This is a genomic window from Methylobacterium sp. 190mf (genome assembly GCF_900107945.1).
In the GTDB taxonomy this organism is placed as follows: Bacteria; Pseudomonadota; Alphaproteobacteria; order Rhizobiales; family Beijerinckiaceae; genus Methylobacterium.
On sequence record NZ_FNVI01000005.1, the window covers coordinates 292,401 to 307,130 of the forward strand.

General features: G+C 71.9%; 17 protein-coding genes. 10 read left to right on the forward strand and 7 right to left on the reverse strand.

The annotated features are described in order from the left end of the window. Nucleotides 1–129: 129 nt before the first annotated feature. On the reverse strand, nt 130–804 hold the full coding sequence (locus C4T42_RS08445; protein ID WP_020092496.1) for a metallophosphoesterase family protein: 675 nt from the start codon (nt 802–804) through the stop codon (nt 130–132). 53 nt (nt 805–857) lie between these two features. Continuing rightward, complete coding sequence (locus tag C4T42_RS08450; RefSeq protein WP_020092495.1) at nt 858–2,021, reverse strand: mandelate racemase/muconate lactonizing enzyme family protein; 1,164 nt, start codon at nt 2,019–2,021, stop codon at nt 858–860. Nucleotides 2,022–2,140: 119 nt separating this feature from the next. Here C4T42_RS08450 and C4T42_RS08455 point away from each other — a divergent pair, with 119 nt between their 5' ends. Further along, the gene (locus C4T42_RS08455; RefSeq protein WP_244435135.1) at nt 2,141–2,821 is read left to right on the forward strand and encodes a LysR family transcriptional regulator; all 681 of its coding nucleotides are present in this window, start codon (nt 2,141–2,143) and stop codon (nt 2,819–2,821) included. After that, nucleotides 2,821–3,054 (forward strand): LysR substrate-binding domain-containing protein, encoded by a 234-nt coding sequence (locus C4T42_RS32360; protein WP_244435134.1) that lies wholly within the window; start codon nt 2,821–2,823, stop codon nt 3,052–3,054. The genes C4T42_RS08455 and C4T42_RS32360 overlap by 1 nt, the downstream gene beginning before the upstream one ends. Here the strand turns inward: C4T42_RS32360 and C4T42_RS08460 are convergent. Both C4T42_RS08460 and C4T42_RS08465 read right to left on the reverse strand, forming a co-directional pair. Continuing rightward, entirely contained in the window at nt 3,030–3,677 is a 648-nt protein-coding gene (locus C4T42_RS08460; protein ID WP_020092493.1) for an RraA family protein, read from the reverse strand. The genes C4T42_RS32360 and C4T42_RS08460 overlap by 25 nt on opposite strands. Nucleotides 3,678–3,790: 113 nt before the next feature. Further along, a complete protein-coding gene (locus tag C4T42_RS08465; RefSeq protein WP_042669680.1) occupies nt 3,791–4,285 on the reverse strand; it encodes a pilus assembly protein N-terminal domain-containing protein in 495 nt (164 codons plus the stop codon). A gap of 298 nt (nt 4,286–4,583) precedes the next feature. Here C4T42_RS08465 and C4T42_RS08470 point away from each other — a divergent pair, with 298 nt between their 5' ends. The 3 genes from C4T42_RS08470 (at nt 4,584) to C4T42_RS08480 (ending at nt 6,308) form a co-directional block, all read left to right on the forward strand. Continuing rightward, nucleotides 4,584–4,748: a Flp family type IVb pilin gene (locus C4T42_RS08470; protein ID WP_012320434.1), complete on the forward strand. Its 165-nt coding sequence runs from the start codon at nt 4,584–4,586 to the stop codon at nt 4,746–4,748. A 207-nt stretch (nt 4,749–4,955) separates the two neighbouring features. Continuing rightward, entirely contained in the window at nt 4,956–5,507 is a 552-nt protein-coding gene (locus C4T42_RS08475) for a prepilin peptidase (protein ID WP_042669679.1), read from the forward strand. Nucleotides 5,508–5,573: 66 nt separating this feature from the next. Continuing rightward, nucleotides 5,574–6,308, forward strand: coding sequence for a SprT family zinc-dependent metalloprotease (locus C4T42_RS08480; protein WP_042669677.1), 735 nt, complete (start codon nt 5,574–5,576; stop codon nt 6,306–6,308). A gap of 40 nt (nt 6,309–6,348) precedes the next feature. Here C4T42_RS08480 and C4T42_RS08485 read toward each other — a convergent pair whose 3' ends face one another. Next, complete coding sequence (locus C4T42_RS08485) at nt 6,349–6,723, reverse strand: hypothetical protein (protein ID WP_103984981.1); 375 nt, start codon at nt 6,721–6,723, stop codon at nt 6,349–6,351. A 231-nt stretch (nt 6,724–6,954) separates the two neighbouring features. On the opposite strand from C4T42_RS08485, the gene C4T42_RS08490 reads away from it, so the two are divergent. The 4 genes from C4T42_RS08490 (at nt 6,955) to C4T42_RS08505 (ending at nt 11,810) form a co-directional block, all read left to right on the forward strand. Continuing rightward, nucleotides 6,955–7,443, forward strand: coding sequence for an invasion associated locus B family protein (locus tag C4T42_RS08490; protein WP_210383334.1), 489 nt, complete (start codon nt 6,955–6,957; stop codon nt 7,441–7,443). A gap of 23 nt (nt 7,444–7,466) precedes the next feature. Continuing rightward, the gene (locus tag C4T42_RS08495; protein WP_026604815.1) at nt 7,467–8,144 is read left to right on the forward strand and encodes a hypothetical protein; all 678 of its coding nucleotides are present in this window, start codon (nt 7,467–7,469) and stop codon (nt 8,142–8,144) included. Between the two features lie 127 nt (nt 8,145–8,271). Further along, a complete protein-coding gene (locus tag C4T42_RS08500) occupies nt 8,272–10,179 on the forward strand; it encodes a glycosyltransferase family 2 protein (protein ID WP_103984989.1) in 1,908 nt (635 codons plus the stop codon). Then, a complete protein-coding gene (locus C4T42_RS08505; RefSeq protein WP_020092485.1) occupies nt 10,176–11,810 on the forward strand; it encodes a glycosyltransferase in 1,635 nt (544 codons plus the stop codon). Before C4T42_RS08500 ends, C4T42_RS08505 begins: the two co-directional genes overlap by 4 nt. 6 nt (nt 11,811–11,816) lie before the next feature. Here the strand turns inward: C4T42_RS08505 and purC are convergent, their stop codons facing one another. Together purC and nth are read right to left on the reverse strand one after the other, a co-directional pair. Then, complete coding sequence (purC, locus tag C4T42_RS08510) at nt 11,817–12,611, reverse strand: phosphoribosylaminoimidazolesuccinocarboxamide synthase (protein WP_010684691.1); 795 nt, start codon at nt 12,609–12,611, stop codon at nt 11,817–11,819. Nucleotides 12,612–12,852: 241 nt separating this feature from the next. Then, nucleotides 12,853–13,533 (reverse strand): endonuclease III, encoded by a 681-nt coding sequence (gene nth, locus C4T42_RS08515; protein WP_042669674.1) that lies wholly within the window; start codon nt 13,531–13,533, stop codon nt 12,853–12,855. 227 nt (nt 13,534–13,760) lie between these two features. On the opposite strand from nth, the gene C4T42_RS08520 reads away from it, so the two are divergent. Beyond that, entirely contained in the window at nt 13,761–14,282 is a 522-nt protein-coding gene (locus tag C4T42_RS08520) for a DUF2244 domain-containing protein (RefSeq protein WP_020092482.1), read from the forward strand. Nucleotides 14,283–14,730: the final 448 nt, after the last annotated feature.

Genomic DNA, 14,730 nt, shown 5'->3' on the forward strand with positions numbered 1-14,730 from the left:
GTCCGGCCGGCGGCCCGCGGGCCAGCGTCTTCGCGAGCGGAGCGAAGCAGTCCACGCGGCGCCGGGCCGCGCGATGCGGCGCTGCCCTGGGTTGCTTCGCTCCGCTCGCAAAGACGGCGCCGTCGCGCCCTATGATGCTCTCACCTGCAGGAACTCCAGGGCCGGCCCCTGCGCGTCCGAGAAGATCCCGGCGGTCAGCGCGCCGCCGTAGACGGCCGCGGTGTCGAGGTTGGTGCGGAACCGGCGCACTTCCGGGCGCCCGCTCCGCTGCGGCGTGTGGCCGTGGACCACGTGCCGTCCGAAATCGTGGTCGCCCTCGAGGAACGGCTCGCGGATCCAGAGGCGATCGTGCGCGTCCGAGCCGAGGGCGTCTGTGCCGGGCCGCAGCCCGGCATGCACGTACCAGTGGGCGCCGTCACCGTGCAGCGTCGGGAGCGCCTCGATCCAGTCGAGGGTGTCCCGGGGCAGGCCGGCAGGATCCCGCGCGCCGAACGAATCGAGCGTCGCCTCGCCGCCGTTGAACATCCAGTGCGCGGCCGCGCTCTCCGTCTGGAGTGCGTCGAGCAGCATCCGCTCGTGATTGCCCATCAGGCAGACGACGCGCTCGGGCTCGGCCCAGTTCAGGCGGCTCACGGTGCGGAGCACCGCGGCGCTGTCCGGGCCGCGGTCGATGTAGTCCCCGAGGAAGACCAGCCGGTGGGGACGGTCGCCCGCATGGTCGGCGATCCGCTCCAGCAGCGCGTCGAGGAGGGCGGCGCAGCCGTGGACGTCGCCGATCGCGTAGGTGAGGGGGCCGGAATCCATGCGCCATCGTCCAACGCGGTGGCGCGTTCCGCAAGGCCGCCCGGGTCGGCGCGCTACGCCGCGAGGGCGCGCATCTCCGCGATGAGGTCCGACTTGCCCTCGAAGCCGATGCCCGGCAGGTCCGGCATGGTGATGTGGCCGTCCTCGACCCGAACCCCGTCGGGGAAGCCGCCGTAGGGCTGGAACAGGTCCGGGTAGCTCTCGTTGCCGCCGAGGCCGAGGCCGGCCGCGATGTTGAGCGACATCTGGTGCCCGCCATGCGGGATGCAGCGGGCGGGCGACCAGCCGAACTCGGCCAGCACGTCGAGGGTGCGCAGGTACTCCACGAGCCCGTACGACAGCGCGCAGTCGAACTGCAGCCAGTCGCGGTCGGGCCGCATGTTGCCGTAGCGCAGGAGATTGCGCGCGTCCTGGTGCGAGAACAGGTTCTCGCCGGTGGCCATCGGCCCGGGATAGTAGGGCGCGAGCGCCGCCTGGAGCGCGTAGTCGAGCGGGTCGCCCGCCTCCTCGTACCAGAACAGCGGGTACTGCCGCAGAATCCGGGCGTACGCGATGGCGGTCTCGAGATCGAAGCGGCCGTTGGCGTCCACCGCGAGACGGCCCCGTCCGTCGATCTCGGCGAGCACGGCCTCGATCCGGCGCCGGTCCTCTTCGAGCGGTGCGCCGCCGATCTTCATCTTCACGACGGTGTAGCCGCGGTCGAGATAGCCGCGCATCTCGGCGCGGAGGGCGGAATCGTCCTTGCCGGGATAGTAGTAGCCGCCGGCCGCGTAGACGAAGACCCGCGGGTCGGCGGCGACGCCCTTCCGCTCGGCGAGCATCCGGAACAGTGGCTTCCCGGCGATCTTCGCCGCCGCGTCCCAGATCGCCATGTCGAGGGTGCCCACAGCCACCGAGCGCTCGCCGTGGCCGCCGGGCTTCTCGTTGCGCATCATCGCGGCCCAGACCCGGTGCGGGTCGAGGTTGTCGCCCGCATCGACGAGGAGGCTGTCCCGGTCGGCCTCCAGGATCCGGTCACGGAAGCGCTCGCGGATCAGGCCGCCCTGACCGTAGCGGCCGTTGGAGTTGAAGCCGTAGCCGACGACCCGCCGGCCGTCGCGGACCACGTCGGTGACCACCGCGACGAGGCTCGTGGTCATCTTCGAGAAGTCGATGTAGGCGTTGCGGATCGGCGATGCGATCGGCTTGGTGACCTCGCGGACGTCGACGATGCGCATGGCTCACTCTCCCCGGTGCGTCCCGGTGCCATAGCGTCGGCGGCCCCCGGTCAGCCAATGCCGTTTCCGGAGCGCGCGATGCGCGGGCGGCATCGGCCCCGTCCTGTCGGAGAGGCGCTATGGATCTGGACTGGGTGCGGGACTTCCTCGCGCTCGCCGAGCACCGGACCTTCTCGCGGGCCGCCGAGGTCCGGCACGTGACGCAGCCGGCCTTCAGCCGACGGATCCGCGCGCTCGAGGCGTGGCTCGGGACGCCGCTGTTCCTGCGGAGCGCGCAAGGGGCGCACCTGACCGCCGCCGGAACGGGCTTCCGCCCGCACGCCGAGGAATTGATGCGGGGCCTGGACCGGGCGTGCCGCGAGGCGCGGGCCGCGGGCGCGCGCGCGGATGCGAGCCTCGCGATCGCGGCCACGCACGCGCTGTCGTTCACGTTCTTTCCCGGCTGGATCCGCCGGCACGCACCCTTCGAGACGCTGGGCGCCCTCAACCTGATCTCGGACAGCATGGCGGCCTGCGAGGCGATCCTGCTGGCCGGCGAGGTGCAACTCCTCCTGTGCCACCACCGCGCGGACCTCCCCACGCCCCTGGACGATGGCCGCTGCGAGTCGGTCCGCGTCGGCGCGGACAGCCTCGTGCCGCTCTGCGCACCGGCGTCCGAAGGGGCGCCGCTCTGGCCCCTGACCGGGGCGGTCCGCTACCTCGCCTACGGCGAGGCCTCGGGGCTCGGCCGGATCCTGGCGGCGAGCGGGGTGGCGGCCGGCCACGAGCCGGCTTCACGTCGCACTTGGCGGCGACGCTGATGACCATGGCCCAGGAGGGCGACGGTGTCGCGTGGCTCCCGGTGACGCTCGCGGAGGCGGCGATCGCCCGCGGACAGCTCGTGCGGGCAGGCCCGGAGGAGCTGGACGTTCCGGTGGAGATCCGGCTGTTCCGGACGCGCGAGGGCCGAGGCGGTGCGGCCGATGCCCTGTGGCGGCGCCTGCAGGCGCCCGAGGGCGCCCGGCCCGATCAGGCCTTCGCCACCCGGGCGTAGCGGCCGTCGTAGCGACCGGCCCGGATCTGCTCCAGGACCTCCGCCTCGCGGGCCGCCTGCGCCCGCACGGCGTCGAGCAGGGCGGCCGCGTCGCCGGGCGGGAACGACACGACGCCGTCGGCGTCGCCGACCACCACGTCCCCCGGGCTCACCGTCCAGCCGCCGACGCAGACCGGCACGTTGATCGCGCCGGGGCCCGTCTTGAACGGCCCCCGCGGCGTCGCGTCGCGGGCGTAGCAGGGAAAGTCCGCGCCCGCGAACGCCGCCGTGTCGCGCACGGCGCCGTCGATCACGAAGCCGGCCACGCCCCGGCTCTCCGCGATGGCCTTCATGATGTCGCCCACCAGCGCGCGGCTCGTGTCGCCGGCGCCGTCGACCACGATCACGTCGCCGGGGCGGACCTCTTCCAGAGCCTGATGGATGGCCAGGTTGTCGCCGCTCCGGACGCGGACCGTGAAGGCCGTTCCCACGAGCGCCCCGCCGCGATGGAACGGGCGCAGGCCGGCCAGGACCGGCATCCGCGCCAGGCAGTCGCTGATCGTGGCCGTCGAGACATCGCGGAAGGCCGCCAGCACGGCCGGGTCGACGGCGGGCGGCGGCGGATTGCGGGTGATGGCGGACATCGGCCTCGACGTCTCCCTGGCGTCAGCGCCCCCGCGGCATCGCGGCGAATCGGCGAGGGCCGGGGGATCCTGCCCCAGGCCGCGGCCGATGTCGCGATGGAACCCCGGCCCGGTCAGTGATCGGCCGCCGGGACCGTGCCCGCGCCGCCGCCGGTCGCGAGCTTGCGACGGGCATCGGCCTGACCGCTCGTGGCACCGAAGTAGCTGGCCGAGTCGCCGAGCTGCACCGACGGCTGGCAGCCCGGCGTGCACGACAGGGATTCCCGATCGAGACCGCGCTGCACCGTGATCGTCGAGTCCCGCGACGCCTCGACCCGGATGGTCGTCTCGGCGATCATGGCGCCGCCGTTGTCGAGGGCGATCAGGTTGGTGGAGCCGAAGCTCTTGCCGGTGAGCACGAGGACGCCGTTCTTCTGCGGCGTCACCTCGGCGATGATCGGGTTCCCGACGATGACGGTCGACGTCTTCTCCGGCAGGCGGAGCACCTTGGCGTTGTCGACGAGAACGGTCACGACGGGCAGCAGATCGGGCTGGCCGGCCGCGGCCGCAGCGCCCGTCAGCAGGACGGCGAGGCCGGCGCGGCCCGCGATCGACAGGGTGCGACGCATCGGGGTTCCTCAAGACGGCGGGTGGTCGAAGAGAGCCTACCCGAGGCCCGAGGCTAGCGCGGAACCCGTGAAGGAAGCGCTAAGCAAGACCAAGTCGCGGCACTGTGCCGTATCGGTGAAACCCAACCTTCACCAAACTCGCAGCGAGACAGCCTTTTAGGTCGGTGCCGGATCGATTTAACCGATTTTCAAGGCGTAATCGGCAGTCTGTGCAGGCCGCCGATCGAGACCTGAAAATTCTTCATCGGGCATCGCGCAAGTTTTATCTCGCTCTGTGTTGATCGAAGGATCACCCTCTATGAAGACCCTGTTCACGCGTTTTGCTTCGGACGAGTCCGGCGCCACCGCGATCGAGTACGGCATGATCGCGGCCCTCATCGCCGTGGCCATCATCACCGCCCTGAAGACGGTCGGCACCAGCCTGACCAGCAAGTTCAGCCAGATCTCCGGCAACCTGAACTGATTGAGACCCGTCCGATCTGCGGCAGGTTCGAGACATCCCGCCTCTCCTCGCAACCCGGAGAGAGGCGGGGGTTCCCGGCCTGCCGGGATCGCCGTTGTTCGCGGCGGCGCTCGCCGCCCGGCACATCCGAGGTCCGGACCGGCCGGCACTCCGCCGGGGCGGACCGTATTGTGTGACGCGACAGGCTGCGACGAGATGGGCGCCGAGATGGTCGGTTCAGCGACGGCAAGTCTGGGACTGGCGGGTCTGGGCCCGGCCGGTTTCGGTCTCCTGATCCTGTTTCCCTTCCTGATGGCCTACGCGGCCGCCAGCGACCTGCTCACCATGCTGATCCCGAACCGGATCTCCCTCGCCCTCGTGGCCGGGTTCGCGCTGCTGGCCCTGACGAGCTCGATGAGCTGGACCGAGATCGGCTTCCACTGCGCCGCCGGTGCGGTCGTCCTGCTCGTCACGTTCACGCTGTTCGCCTTCGGCGTCATCGGCGGCGGCGACGCGAAGCTCGCGGCCGCCACCGCCCTGTGGCTCGGCTTCGACGGCCTCGGCGACTACCTCCTTGTGGCCTCGGTGTTCGGCGGCGCCCTGACCCTGGCGATCCTGTTCGCGCGGACGCACCCGCTGCCCGGCCGGATCGCGCGCATGCCGTTCGCCCTGCACCTGCACGACGCCAAGACCGGGATCCCGTACGGGATCGCGCTGGCCGCCGCCGCGCTCCTCGTCCTCCCCGAGACCGACGTCTGGACCCGGGCCCTCGCCAGCTGAGGCCGCCGCGGCGATTCAGAGACGCGGGATCTGGAGCCCCGGGCCCGGCCCAGCTAGAAGTCGCGCATGCCCCTCGCGCTGCTGCGTCGCCCCGATCCCGATCATCTTGAGGTCCAGCACGAGGGGGCCAGCCTCCGCATCGCCCTCCGTCGGCGGCCGACCGCGCGCCGCATCACGCTCCGCGTGTCGGCCGCCACCGGCGAGGCCGTGATCACCCTGCCGAGCCGCACCGCCATCAACACGGCGCAGCGCTTCGCGGCGAGCCACGCGGAGTGGATCGCCGCGCGCCTGGCGCGCGTGCCGACCCGCGTGCTCTTCGAGCTCGGAGCCAGTCTGCCGCTCCGCGGGGAGCCCCACCGGATCAGCCAGCGCGGCACCCGGAGCGGTCCCGTCCGCATCGAGTCCGTCGAGGGGGAGGCGGTGCTGTCGGTGTCGTGCGATGCCGCCCACGTGGCGCGCCGGGTCCGCGACTTCCTGGCCCGCGAGGCCAAGCGCGACCTGACCGAAGCGATCGAGCGCTACGCGGCGCGGCTCGGGCAGCGGCCGGTCCGGGTCACGCTGCGCGATACCCGCAGTCGCTGGGGATCCTGCACGGCCCGCGGCGAGCTGAACTTCTCGTGGCGCCTGATCCTCGCGCCGCCGATGGTGCTCGACTATCTGGTCGCCCACGAGATGGCGCATCTGCGCGAGATGAACCACTCTCCGCGCTTCTGGGCGCTGGTGCAGGCGCTCTGCCCGAACACCGACGCTGCCGAAGCGTGGCTCAAGCGCCACGGCACCGGCCTGCATCGCTACGGCTGAGCCGACCTCAGACCCGCATCAGCCCCGCCTCAGCCCAGCATCAGCCCTTGACGCGGAGCACCCGCTGGCGCGCCACGGCATCCGCCGGCCAGCTCAGGCGGGGATCGACCTGCCCGGGGCTGAGGGTGCGCGGCGCGACGCTGTCGCAGATCTCCCGCTGGCGGATGATCACCGGGTTGCCGAACTCGTCCCGGCGGCGGACCAGGCCGCCGTCCCTGCAGTAGCCGGCGATGGCCGCCTGACCGTTGCGGCGGCCGTACGGGTTCGCCGCCACGGGCGGATGCTCGATCACCAGCGTGTCCGAGTGGTTCAGCGAGCGTTCGATGTAGGTGGTCTCTCCGACCGGCAGGGACTGGGCTCCCGCCTGCGCGAGGGTGGCCACCAAGCAGGCGGCCGAGAGAGTGAGCGGGCGCATCACGGCGTCAAAATCCGGCGCTGGAGGAGTGTTCGAACACAATCTAGGCCGCTGAAACCGTTACGGGTAGCGCCGACGCGCAACACCGCGCCCGCATCGCTTGACAGCGCGGGGCGGACCATGGTCGGAACACGCCCGATTGTACGGCTCCCGCCGGTCCTCGGCCGGAGCGTTCCGAAGGGATCGGTGGTGCCGCTTCACGCGAGGCTCGTTCGTTTCCGGCGCGCCGCGCTGCCGGTTCTCCTCGCCCTCGTCGCGGCGGCACTGGCGCCCGCCGGGCCGGCCGCGGCTCAGGGCATGGTGCGCAAGACCTTCGACGATTGGCAGCTGCGCTGCGAGACGCCGGCCGGCGCGAAGGCCGAGCAGTGCGCCCTCGTCCAGTATCTCGCCGCCGAGGACAGGCCCAACCTGACCCTCGTGGTCATCGTCCTCAAGACCGCCGACAATCGCGGTTACCTGCTGCGGGTGGTGGCGCCGCTGGGCGTTCTCCTGCCTTCCGGACTCGGCCTGAAGATCGACCAGACGGATATCGGCCGCGCCGGCTTCGTCCGCTGCCTCACCACCGGGTGCGTGGCCGAGGTCGTGATGGATGACGGGCTGATCCGCCAGTTCAAGAACGGCACGCAGGCCACCTTCATCGTGTTCCAGACGCCCGAGGAGGGCGTCGGCATCCCGCTGTCGATGAAGGGCTTCGCGGCCGGGTTCGACAGCCTGAAATGACGGTGCGGTTCGGGAGCCGTGCGATGATCGGACATCGGAACAGGAGCCTCACGCGGTCCCCGGACATGGCCCGGCGCCGGACCGTCGCTCTCCGGCTCGGCGGCTTTGTGCTCGCCGCGTCGCTCGCCGCCCCGGCCCCGGGCCGGGCCGAGGAGGGCAACATCTTCTCCAACCTGTTCAAGTACGGCGGCACGACGGTGCCGCCGTCGCAGCCCGAAGCCCTCGACCCGGCCTATTGCCCGACGGTCGAGGTCGCCGAGGGCGGGGCCGCCTCGCGCGCGCTCGCGGGCGACACGGTGCGCACCCAGTTCTCCCTCGGCCGTCTCGCCCGCGAATGCACGCGGCGTCAGGACGGCTCGATCACCGTCAAGGTGGGCGCCGAGATCAACGTCCTGCTCGGGCCGGCGGGCGCGCCGGGCCGGTTCGATGTGCCGGTGACGTTCCAGATCCGCCACGACGGCAAGACCGTCTCGAGCCGCACCGAGCGGGCCAGCGTGATCGTCGGGCCCGGAGAGGCGCAGGGCTTCGCCACGGTCGTGGCCGACGAGCTGCAGGTTCCGGGCGCCATGACGGCCGATTACGACATCGCGGTGGGTGTCGGGACCGGCAAGGGTGCGGGCGGCAAGCCCGCCGCGAAACCGCGCCGCCGCAAACCGGCTGTCGCCGCGGCGCCACCCGGCGGAGGCGACGCTGCCCAGTGACGCCGCGGCGCGCCTCGGCGATCCGACCCCGCTGATTGCCCGGACCGACCGCGACAGGCTCTGGCTCGGCCGGAAGACCCGGTTCCGGCTGGAATCCACGGACGATCCCGTCTTCGATCGCCGCCTCGTGCTCCCGGACCATCCCGCCGGCTGGATCGTGCTGAGCTATGCCGGCGATCCGACGAATGCGCCCCGGCGCCCGATCCTCCGCGTCCTGCGAGGGCCTGACGAGACGGTCCAGGACTTCCTCCTGCCGGGAGCCGCGCAGGGGCTCGCCCACTGGCTCGGACTGATCCCCTCCGATACCCGGGAGATCCGTCTCTCTGCCGGTGCGGACTTCGCCCTGGAGCGGGTCGGCGCCCGGCGCGAGGTCGAGGTGCTCGTGCAGTGCCTCCTGCGCCGGCCCTGGCGCTGCGTCTCCGCCCTCTACGAGCGCGCCCGCGGCTCGGAACGGCGCTACCGCGACATCCTGCGCGGCGCCTGCGCGGTGACCCCGATGGACCGGTTCCCGGCCTGGGCCGCCGCCCGGACCCGGCCCGCCCGCGTCGCGCCCTCCGCCCTGCGGATCCGCTGCGTCGTTCTCGCGCGAGCCGAGGACGCGGCGCCGCTGTCGGCCACGCGCGACGCGCTGAGCGCGCAGACGCACCGCCCCGAGTCGATCCAGGTCGCGTGGGCGGGGACGCCGCCCGCATCGGTCGACGGGCCGCTGTCGCATCGAACCTGGGATGCGGCTTCCGGCTTCGACGAACTTTCCGGCGAGGCGGACGCCCTGTGCCTGCTGCGCCCCGGTGACGTCCCGGACCCGGAGGCCCTGGCGCTGCTGGCCCAGGCCCTGTCGGGAGCGGACATCGCCTACGGCGACGCGGTCGGCCCCGACGGTCGCCCGCAATTGAAGCCGGACTGGAGCCCGGACCTCGCCCTGGCGACCGGCTATCCCGGGTTTCCCCTGCTCCTGTCGCGGGCGTGGCTGGCCGCGGCCATGGCGCGCCCGGTCGGCCCGATGGCCGCGCTCGCGCCGGCCATCGCGATCGCGGCGATGACCACCGCCGCGCGGGTGGCGCATGTCCCGCGGATCCTCGCCCGCAGCGCCGGAGACGGTCTCGACCCGTCGGCCCGGGCCGCGGCCCTGGACGCGCACCGGTCCGGACAGCCGGTGTTCCGCGCCGGAATCCACGACGGTGCCGTTCGCCTCGCGTGGCCCCTGCCGGATCCGGTGCCGCTGGTGAGCGTCGTCATCCCGTCGCGCGACCGCCTCGACCTGATCACCCGCGTCTGCCGCGGGGTGCTCCACGAGACAGCCTACGCGGCGATCGAGCTGATCATCGTCGACAACGGCTCCACCGATCCAGCGGTGCTCGACCACTACGCGACCCTGCGCGGCGATCCGCGCGTCCGGATCCTCATGGACCCGCAGCCCTTCAACTTCGCCGCGATGGTCAACGCCGGCGTCGCCGCGGCGTCCGGGACGATCGTCGTCCTGCTGAACAACGACGTCGCCGTGCTGGAGCCGAGCTGGCTCGAGGCCATGGTCCGGCAGGCGTACCGACCGGAGGTCGGCGCCGTCGGGGCGAAGCTTCTCTACGGCGACGGCACGCTGCAGCATGCCGGCGTCGTCGTCGGACTCGGCGGCCGGGCCGGCCACATCCTGCGCCGCCGGCCCGGTGACACGCCCGGCCATCTCGGCCAGCTGCGGGTGGCGCACGAGGTCTCGGCGGTGACGGCCGCCTGCCTCGCCGTCGCGCGGGAGAAGTATCTGGCGGTGGGCGGCTTCGACGCCGAGGCATTCCCGGTCGACTTCAACGACGTCGATTTCTGCCTCCGCCTCGGCGCCGCCGGCTGGAAGACGGTCTGGACGCCGGCCGCGACGCTGGCCCATCTCGAATCCGTCAGCCGCGGTCCGTCCGTCGGGGCCAAGCGCGCCCGCTTCGAGCAGGAGGCCGCCCGCTTCTCCGAGCGCTGGCGGGCCGCGATCCGGCACGATCCGTTCTACCACCCCGCCCTGTCGGTCACGACGTTCGGCGAGGACCTGGAATGACGTCGCGGTCGGACGGTGCATCGGACGGCGCGTCGGGCCACGATGCCGCGACCTATCTCGGACCGTCGCGCCGCTCCTGGCGCGCGCTGGTGGGCGCGACGCGCCAGCTCCTCGCGCATCCCCGGGCGGCGGCCGCGATCCTGCGCGCGCGCGTGACGGGTAAGCGCCTGCGCGCCCGGCAGGCGCTCGCCGCCCTGATCGGGATCGACCATCGGCTCGCCCTGCCGCCCGGGATCCTCGACCGCTTCCCCTCCGCGCCGGCCGGTCCAAGAGACGCGATCCGCCTGATCGGCGACGGGGTCCTCGTCGCCGGTGCGCCCGGCCGGATCGCCGCCGCGTTCGCGCGCGAGCCCGACCTGCAGGCGCTGTACGGCGACGCCTTGGTGCAGGAGAGACCCGGCGGCGCGGTGCTGCCGCTTCTGCCGCCGGTCTTCGACGCCGACCGGCTCGCGGCCCTCGATTATCTCGGACCCGTGCTGGCCTGCCGACGCGGCGCCCTCGAGCCCGGCGACGATCCCGGCAGTCCCGCCGAGGCCGCATTCCGCATCGCGGAGCGCTTCGGTCCCGGCGCCATCGGCCACCTGCCGGAGATCCTGTCGGTCCGGCGCGGCGCCTCGACCGCGACGCGGGGCGGCGAAACCGGGCGCGTCCCCCACCACGCGCTGGTGCGCGATCACCTCGACCGGACAGGGCGGGAGGGCGTTGGCGTGGCCGTCGGGCTCGACGGTCTCGTGCAGGTCGAGCATCCCCTGCCGGACGAGCGGCCCTTGGCGAGCCTCATCGTGCCGACCCGCGATCGCCTGGATCTCCTGCGCCCCTGCCTCGAGAGCCTCCGAGGCTGCACCGACTGGCCGTCGACCGAGATCATCGTCTGCGACAACGACAGTCGCGAGCCCGAGACGCTGGCCTACCTGCGGGCGCTGGAGGGGGAGGGGAGGGGGCACGTCGTGCCCTGGCCCGGGCCGTTCAACTTCGCCGCGATGAACAACGCCGCCGCGGCCCGCGCCCGCGGCAGGCTGCTGGTCTTCGTCAACAATGACGTCGAGGCCTTCCGGCCCGACTGGCTGTCCCGCATGGCCCGGGAGGCCCTCCGTCCCGACGTGGGGGCGGTCGGTGCCAAGCTCCTCGACGGCGAGGGCCGGATCCAACACGGCGGCATCGTGCTCGGCACCGGCGGCCTCGTCACCCACGGGCACCGGCACTTTCCCGGCGATGCCCCCGGCTACCTCGGGGCCCTGCGCGTCACCCACACGGTGTCGGCGGTGACCGCCGCGTGCCTGGCCGTCGAGGCGGCGAAGTTCCGCGCGGTCGGCGGCTTCGACGAGGCGGTCTTCGCGGTCGACTTCAACGACGTCGATCTCTGCCTGCGCCTGAACGCGGCCGGCTACCGCACGCTCCTGGTCCCCGGGGCGGTCCTCCATCACCGCGAGGCGGCGAGCCGCCGCTGGACCCGAGAGGCCCGGGCCCGCCACGTGCGCGAGATCGCGGCGCTGAGAACGCGATGGGGGTCGCTGCTGGTGCAGGACCCCCATTATCACCCGGGCTTCGACCCGGAACTCTCGACCCACGCGCGGCTGCGCGCGGGGTTTCCCGAGGCCGGACCGGCGCCCCTGCGCCGGCCGGGCGCCTGACCGGGCCTACTGCACGAGACGCGGGCCGCCGCCCTGGACCTTCTCGTTCTCCGACATGATGCCGAGCCGCTTGGCGACCTCGGTATAGGCCTCGATCAGGCCGCCGAGATCCTTGCGGAACCGGTCCTTGTCGAGCTTGTCGGAGGACTTGATGTCCCACAGCCGGCAGGAATCCGGGGAGATCTCGTCGGCGACCACGATCCGCATCATGTCGCCCTCCCAGAGACGGCCGGTCTCCATCTTGAAGTCGACCAGCCGGATGCCGACGCCGAGGAAGAGACCCGACAGGAAATCGTTGACGCGGATCGCCAGCGCCATGATGTCGTCGATCTCCTGGGGCGTCGCCCAGCCGAAGGCGGTGATGTGCTCCTCGGAGACCATCGGATCGTTCAGCGCGTCGTTCTTGTAGTAGAACTCGATGATCGAGCGCGGCAGCTGCGTGCCTTCCTCCAGGCCGAGGCGCGTCGCCAGCGACCCGGCCGCGACGTTGCGCACCACGACCTCGAGGGGGATGATCTCGACTTCGCGGATCAGCTGCTCGCGCATGTTCAACCGGCGGATGAAGTGCGTCGGCACGCCGATGTCGTTGAGGTGCTGGAAGACGAACTCCGAGATCCGGTTGTTCAGCACACCCTTGCCGTCGATGACCTCGTGCTTCTTCGCGTTGAAGGCCGTCGCGTCATCCTTGAAGTGCTGGATGAGCGTGCCGGGCTCCGGCCCCTCGTAGAGGACCTTCGCCTTGCCCTCGTAGATGCGACGGCGGCGATTCATAGGCGTGTACCGTGGTTTGAGGAAGTCCATGGGCCGAGGCTCCTGATGCGCGACGATGGGGAGGAATCCGCGGCGCGGCGACCGGACGCGAGGTCGGGCCGCCGGACGGCCTCTGCCCGAGGGCCCCGGCGACCGGCCGCCAAACTAGCGGAAGCGGGCTTCCAGCACAACGCGTTAGCCCGCAGGGCGGGATTGCGGAGGCCGGTCGGGACGTGCCCGGGACGACCTCCGCGACCCGTCGCGCGCGCGTCTCGCCGTCGTCGTGCGGTCGTCAATCGATCGTCTTGGACGGGTAGCGGCAGAGGTCGGCGATGAGGCAGCGTGGGCATTCGGGCTTGCGCGCCTTGCAGGTGTAGCGTCCGTGGAGAATCAGCCAGTGATGAGCGTGGAGTCGGTAGGCATCCGGCACGATCGCCTCGAGCCCGGCCTGGACCTTGTCGGTCGTCGCGCCGACGAAGAGCGGGATCCGGTTCGAGACCCTGAAGATGTGGGTGTCGACGGCGATCCGCGGAACCCCGAAGGCGATGTTGAGCACCACGCTCGCGGTCTTGGCACCGACCCCGGGCAGGACCTGCAGGGCCTCCAGGCTCGCCGGGACCGCGCCGCCGTGCGTTTCCACGAGGATGCGCGAGAGGGCGACGACGTTCTTCGCCTTGGTGTTGAACAGCCCGATCGTGCGCACGAAGTCGCGGACCCGGTCCTCGCCGAGCGCCAGCATCTTCTCGGGCGTGTCGGCGACCGCGAAGAGCGGGCCGGTGGCGAGGTTGACGCCGCGGTCGGTCGCCTGGGCCGACAGCACCACGGCGACGAGGAGCGTGAACGGATTGACGTAGTGGAGCTCGCCCTTGGGCTCCGGCTCCGCCGCATGGAAGCGGCGGAAGATCTCGGCGAGGGCCGCCGCGTCAACGGCCTCGGGAGCCGTATCCACCTGCGCGGTGACGGCCGGCTCGATCGGACCCCCGAGCCGCGCGGAGACGGCGCTCTCTGATGCTCCTTTGGACGCCCGCCCGGACGCCTTCTTAGACGCTCCCTCGGCCTTGCTCCCGGACCTGCCCTTGCCCCGCCGCGTCGGGGCTGTCCCGGATACCGTCTCGGCCGGTCCCGCGGCGGCGCGACCGGCGCGATCCGTCACGGGCGGGGGAGTCTTTCTGGCGGGCATCGGCGCGTTATATGGATCGCATGGCGAGCGGCAATCCTTCCGTCCACCCGTACGGGCTCGATCCGGACACGATCGACCGGCCCGTCTTCACCGCGACGATCCGGCCGCACCAGTCGTTGAGCCGGCGCGGCTTCCGGGTGGTCATGACCGGCTGCTGCGCGGTCTCGGTCGCCGTGTCGGTCTGGGCGTGGCGCATGGGCTTCTGGCCCGTGGCCGGCTTCTTCGGCCTCGACATGCTGGCGATCTACGCGGCGCTGAAGGTGAGCTTCCGGCGCGGACGCTCCTTCGAGGAGGTGATGATCTCGCAGATCGAGATCCTGCTCGCCCGGGTCAGCCACCGCGGTGAGCGGCGGGAGTGGCGGTTCAATCCGCTCTGGACCAAGCTCGAGACGGTCGAGGACGACGAGTACGGCCTCCAGCGCCTGACCCTGGTCTCGCGCCGGCAGCAGGCGCTGGTCGCGCGCGACGCCGGGCCGGACGAGCGGGCGCGGGTAGCCCAGGGGCTCAGCGCGGCGCTCGCGCAGGTGAAGAAGGGGTACTGACCGGATCCCGGACCTCTCTGGCCTCCTGAGAGGGCAGGGAGGCGCCGCGGCAGCGATCGCCCGGGCCGTGCGAAAAAACAGCCCGGAGATGGAACAGGGCTGTTGACGGGCAAATTCGAGGGCTCTATACCCCGGCTCATCGGCGCCGGCCGCGGAAGTGGACCGGGCGCTGAGCCATCTTCTGACAAGCGGGCGGGCTGGCCGGCGGGATTGCCGGGCGGTCTTCTGTTTGCCTCTGATGAGCCTCAGGCGACCGAGGCGCTCTTTGACAAGTTGGAATGAGGAAGGGAGACGCGGGCGGCGTTTGTCCTTGCGGCTAGGTCGAGAGATCTAGCGTGAGTAGACTTGTGCCGATCTGTTGTTCTTCTTTCTGAGCTCACCGACGGGTGTTCTGGCGCTGTGAAGCGTCTGGCACTTGGTCGATGTGAGGCTCCGTCTGAGAATATAC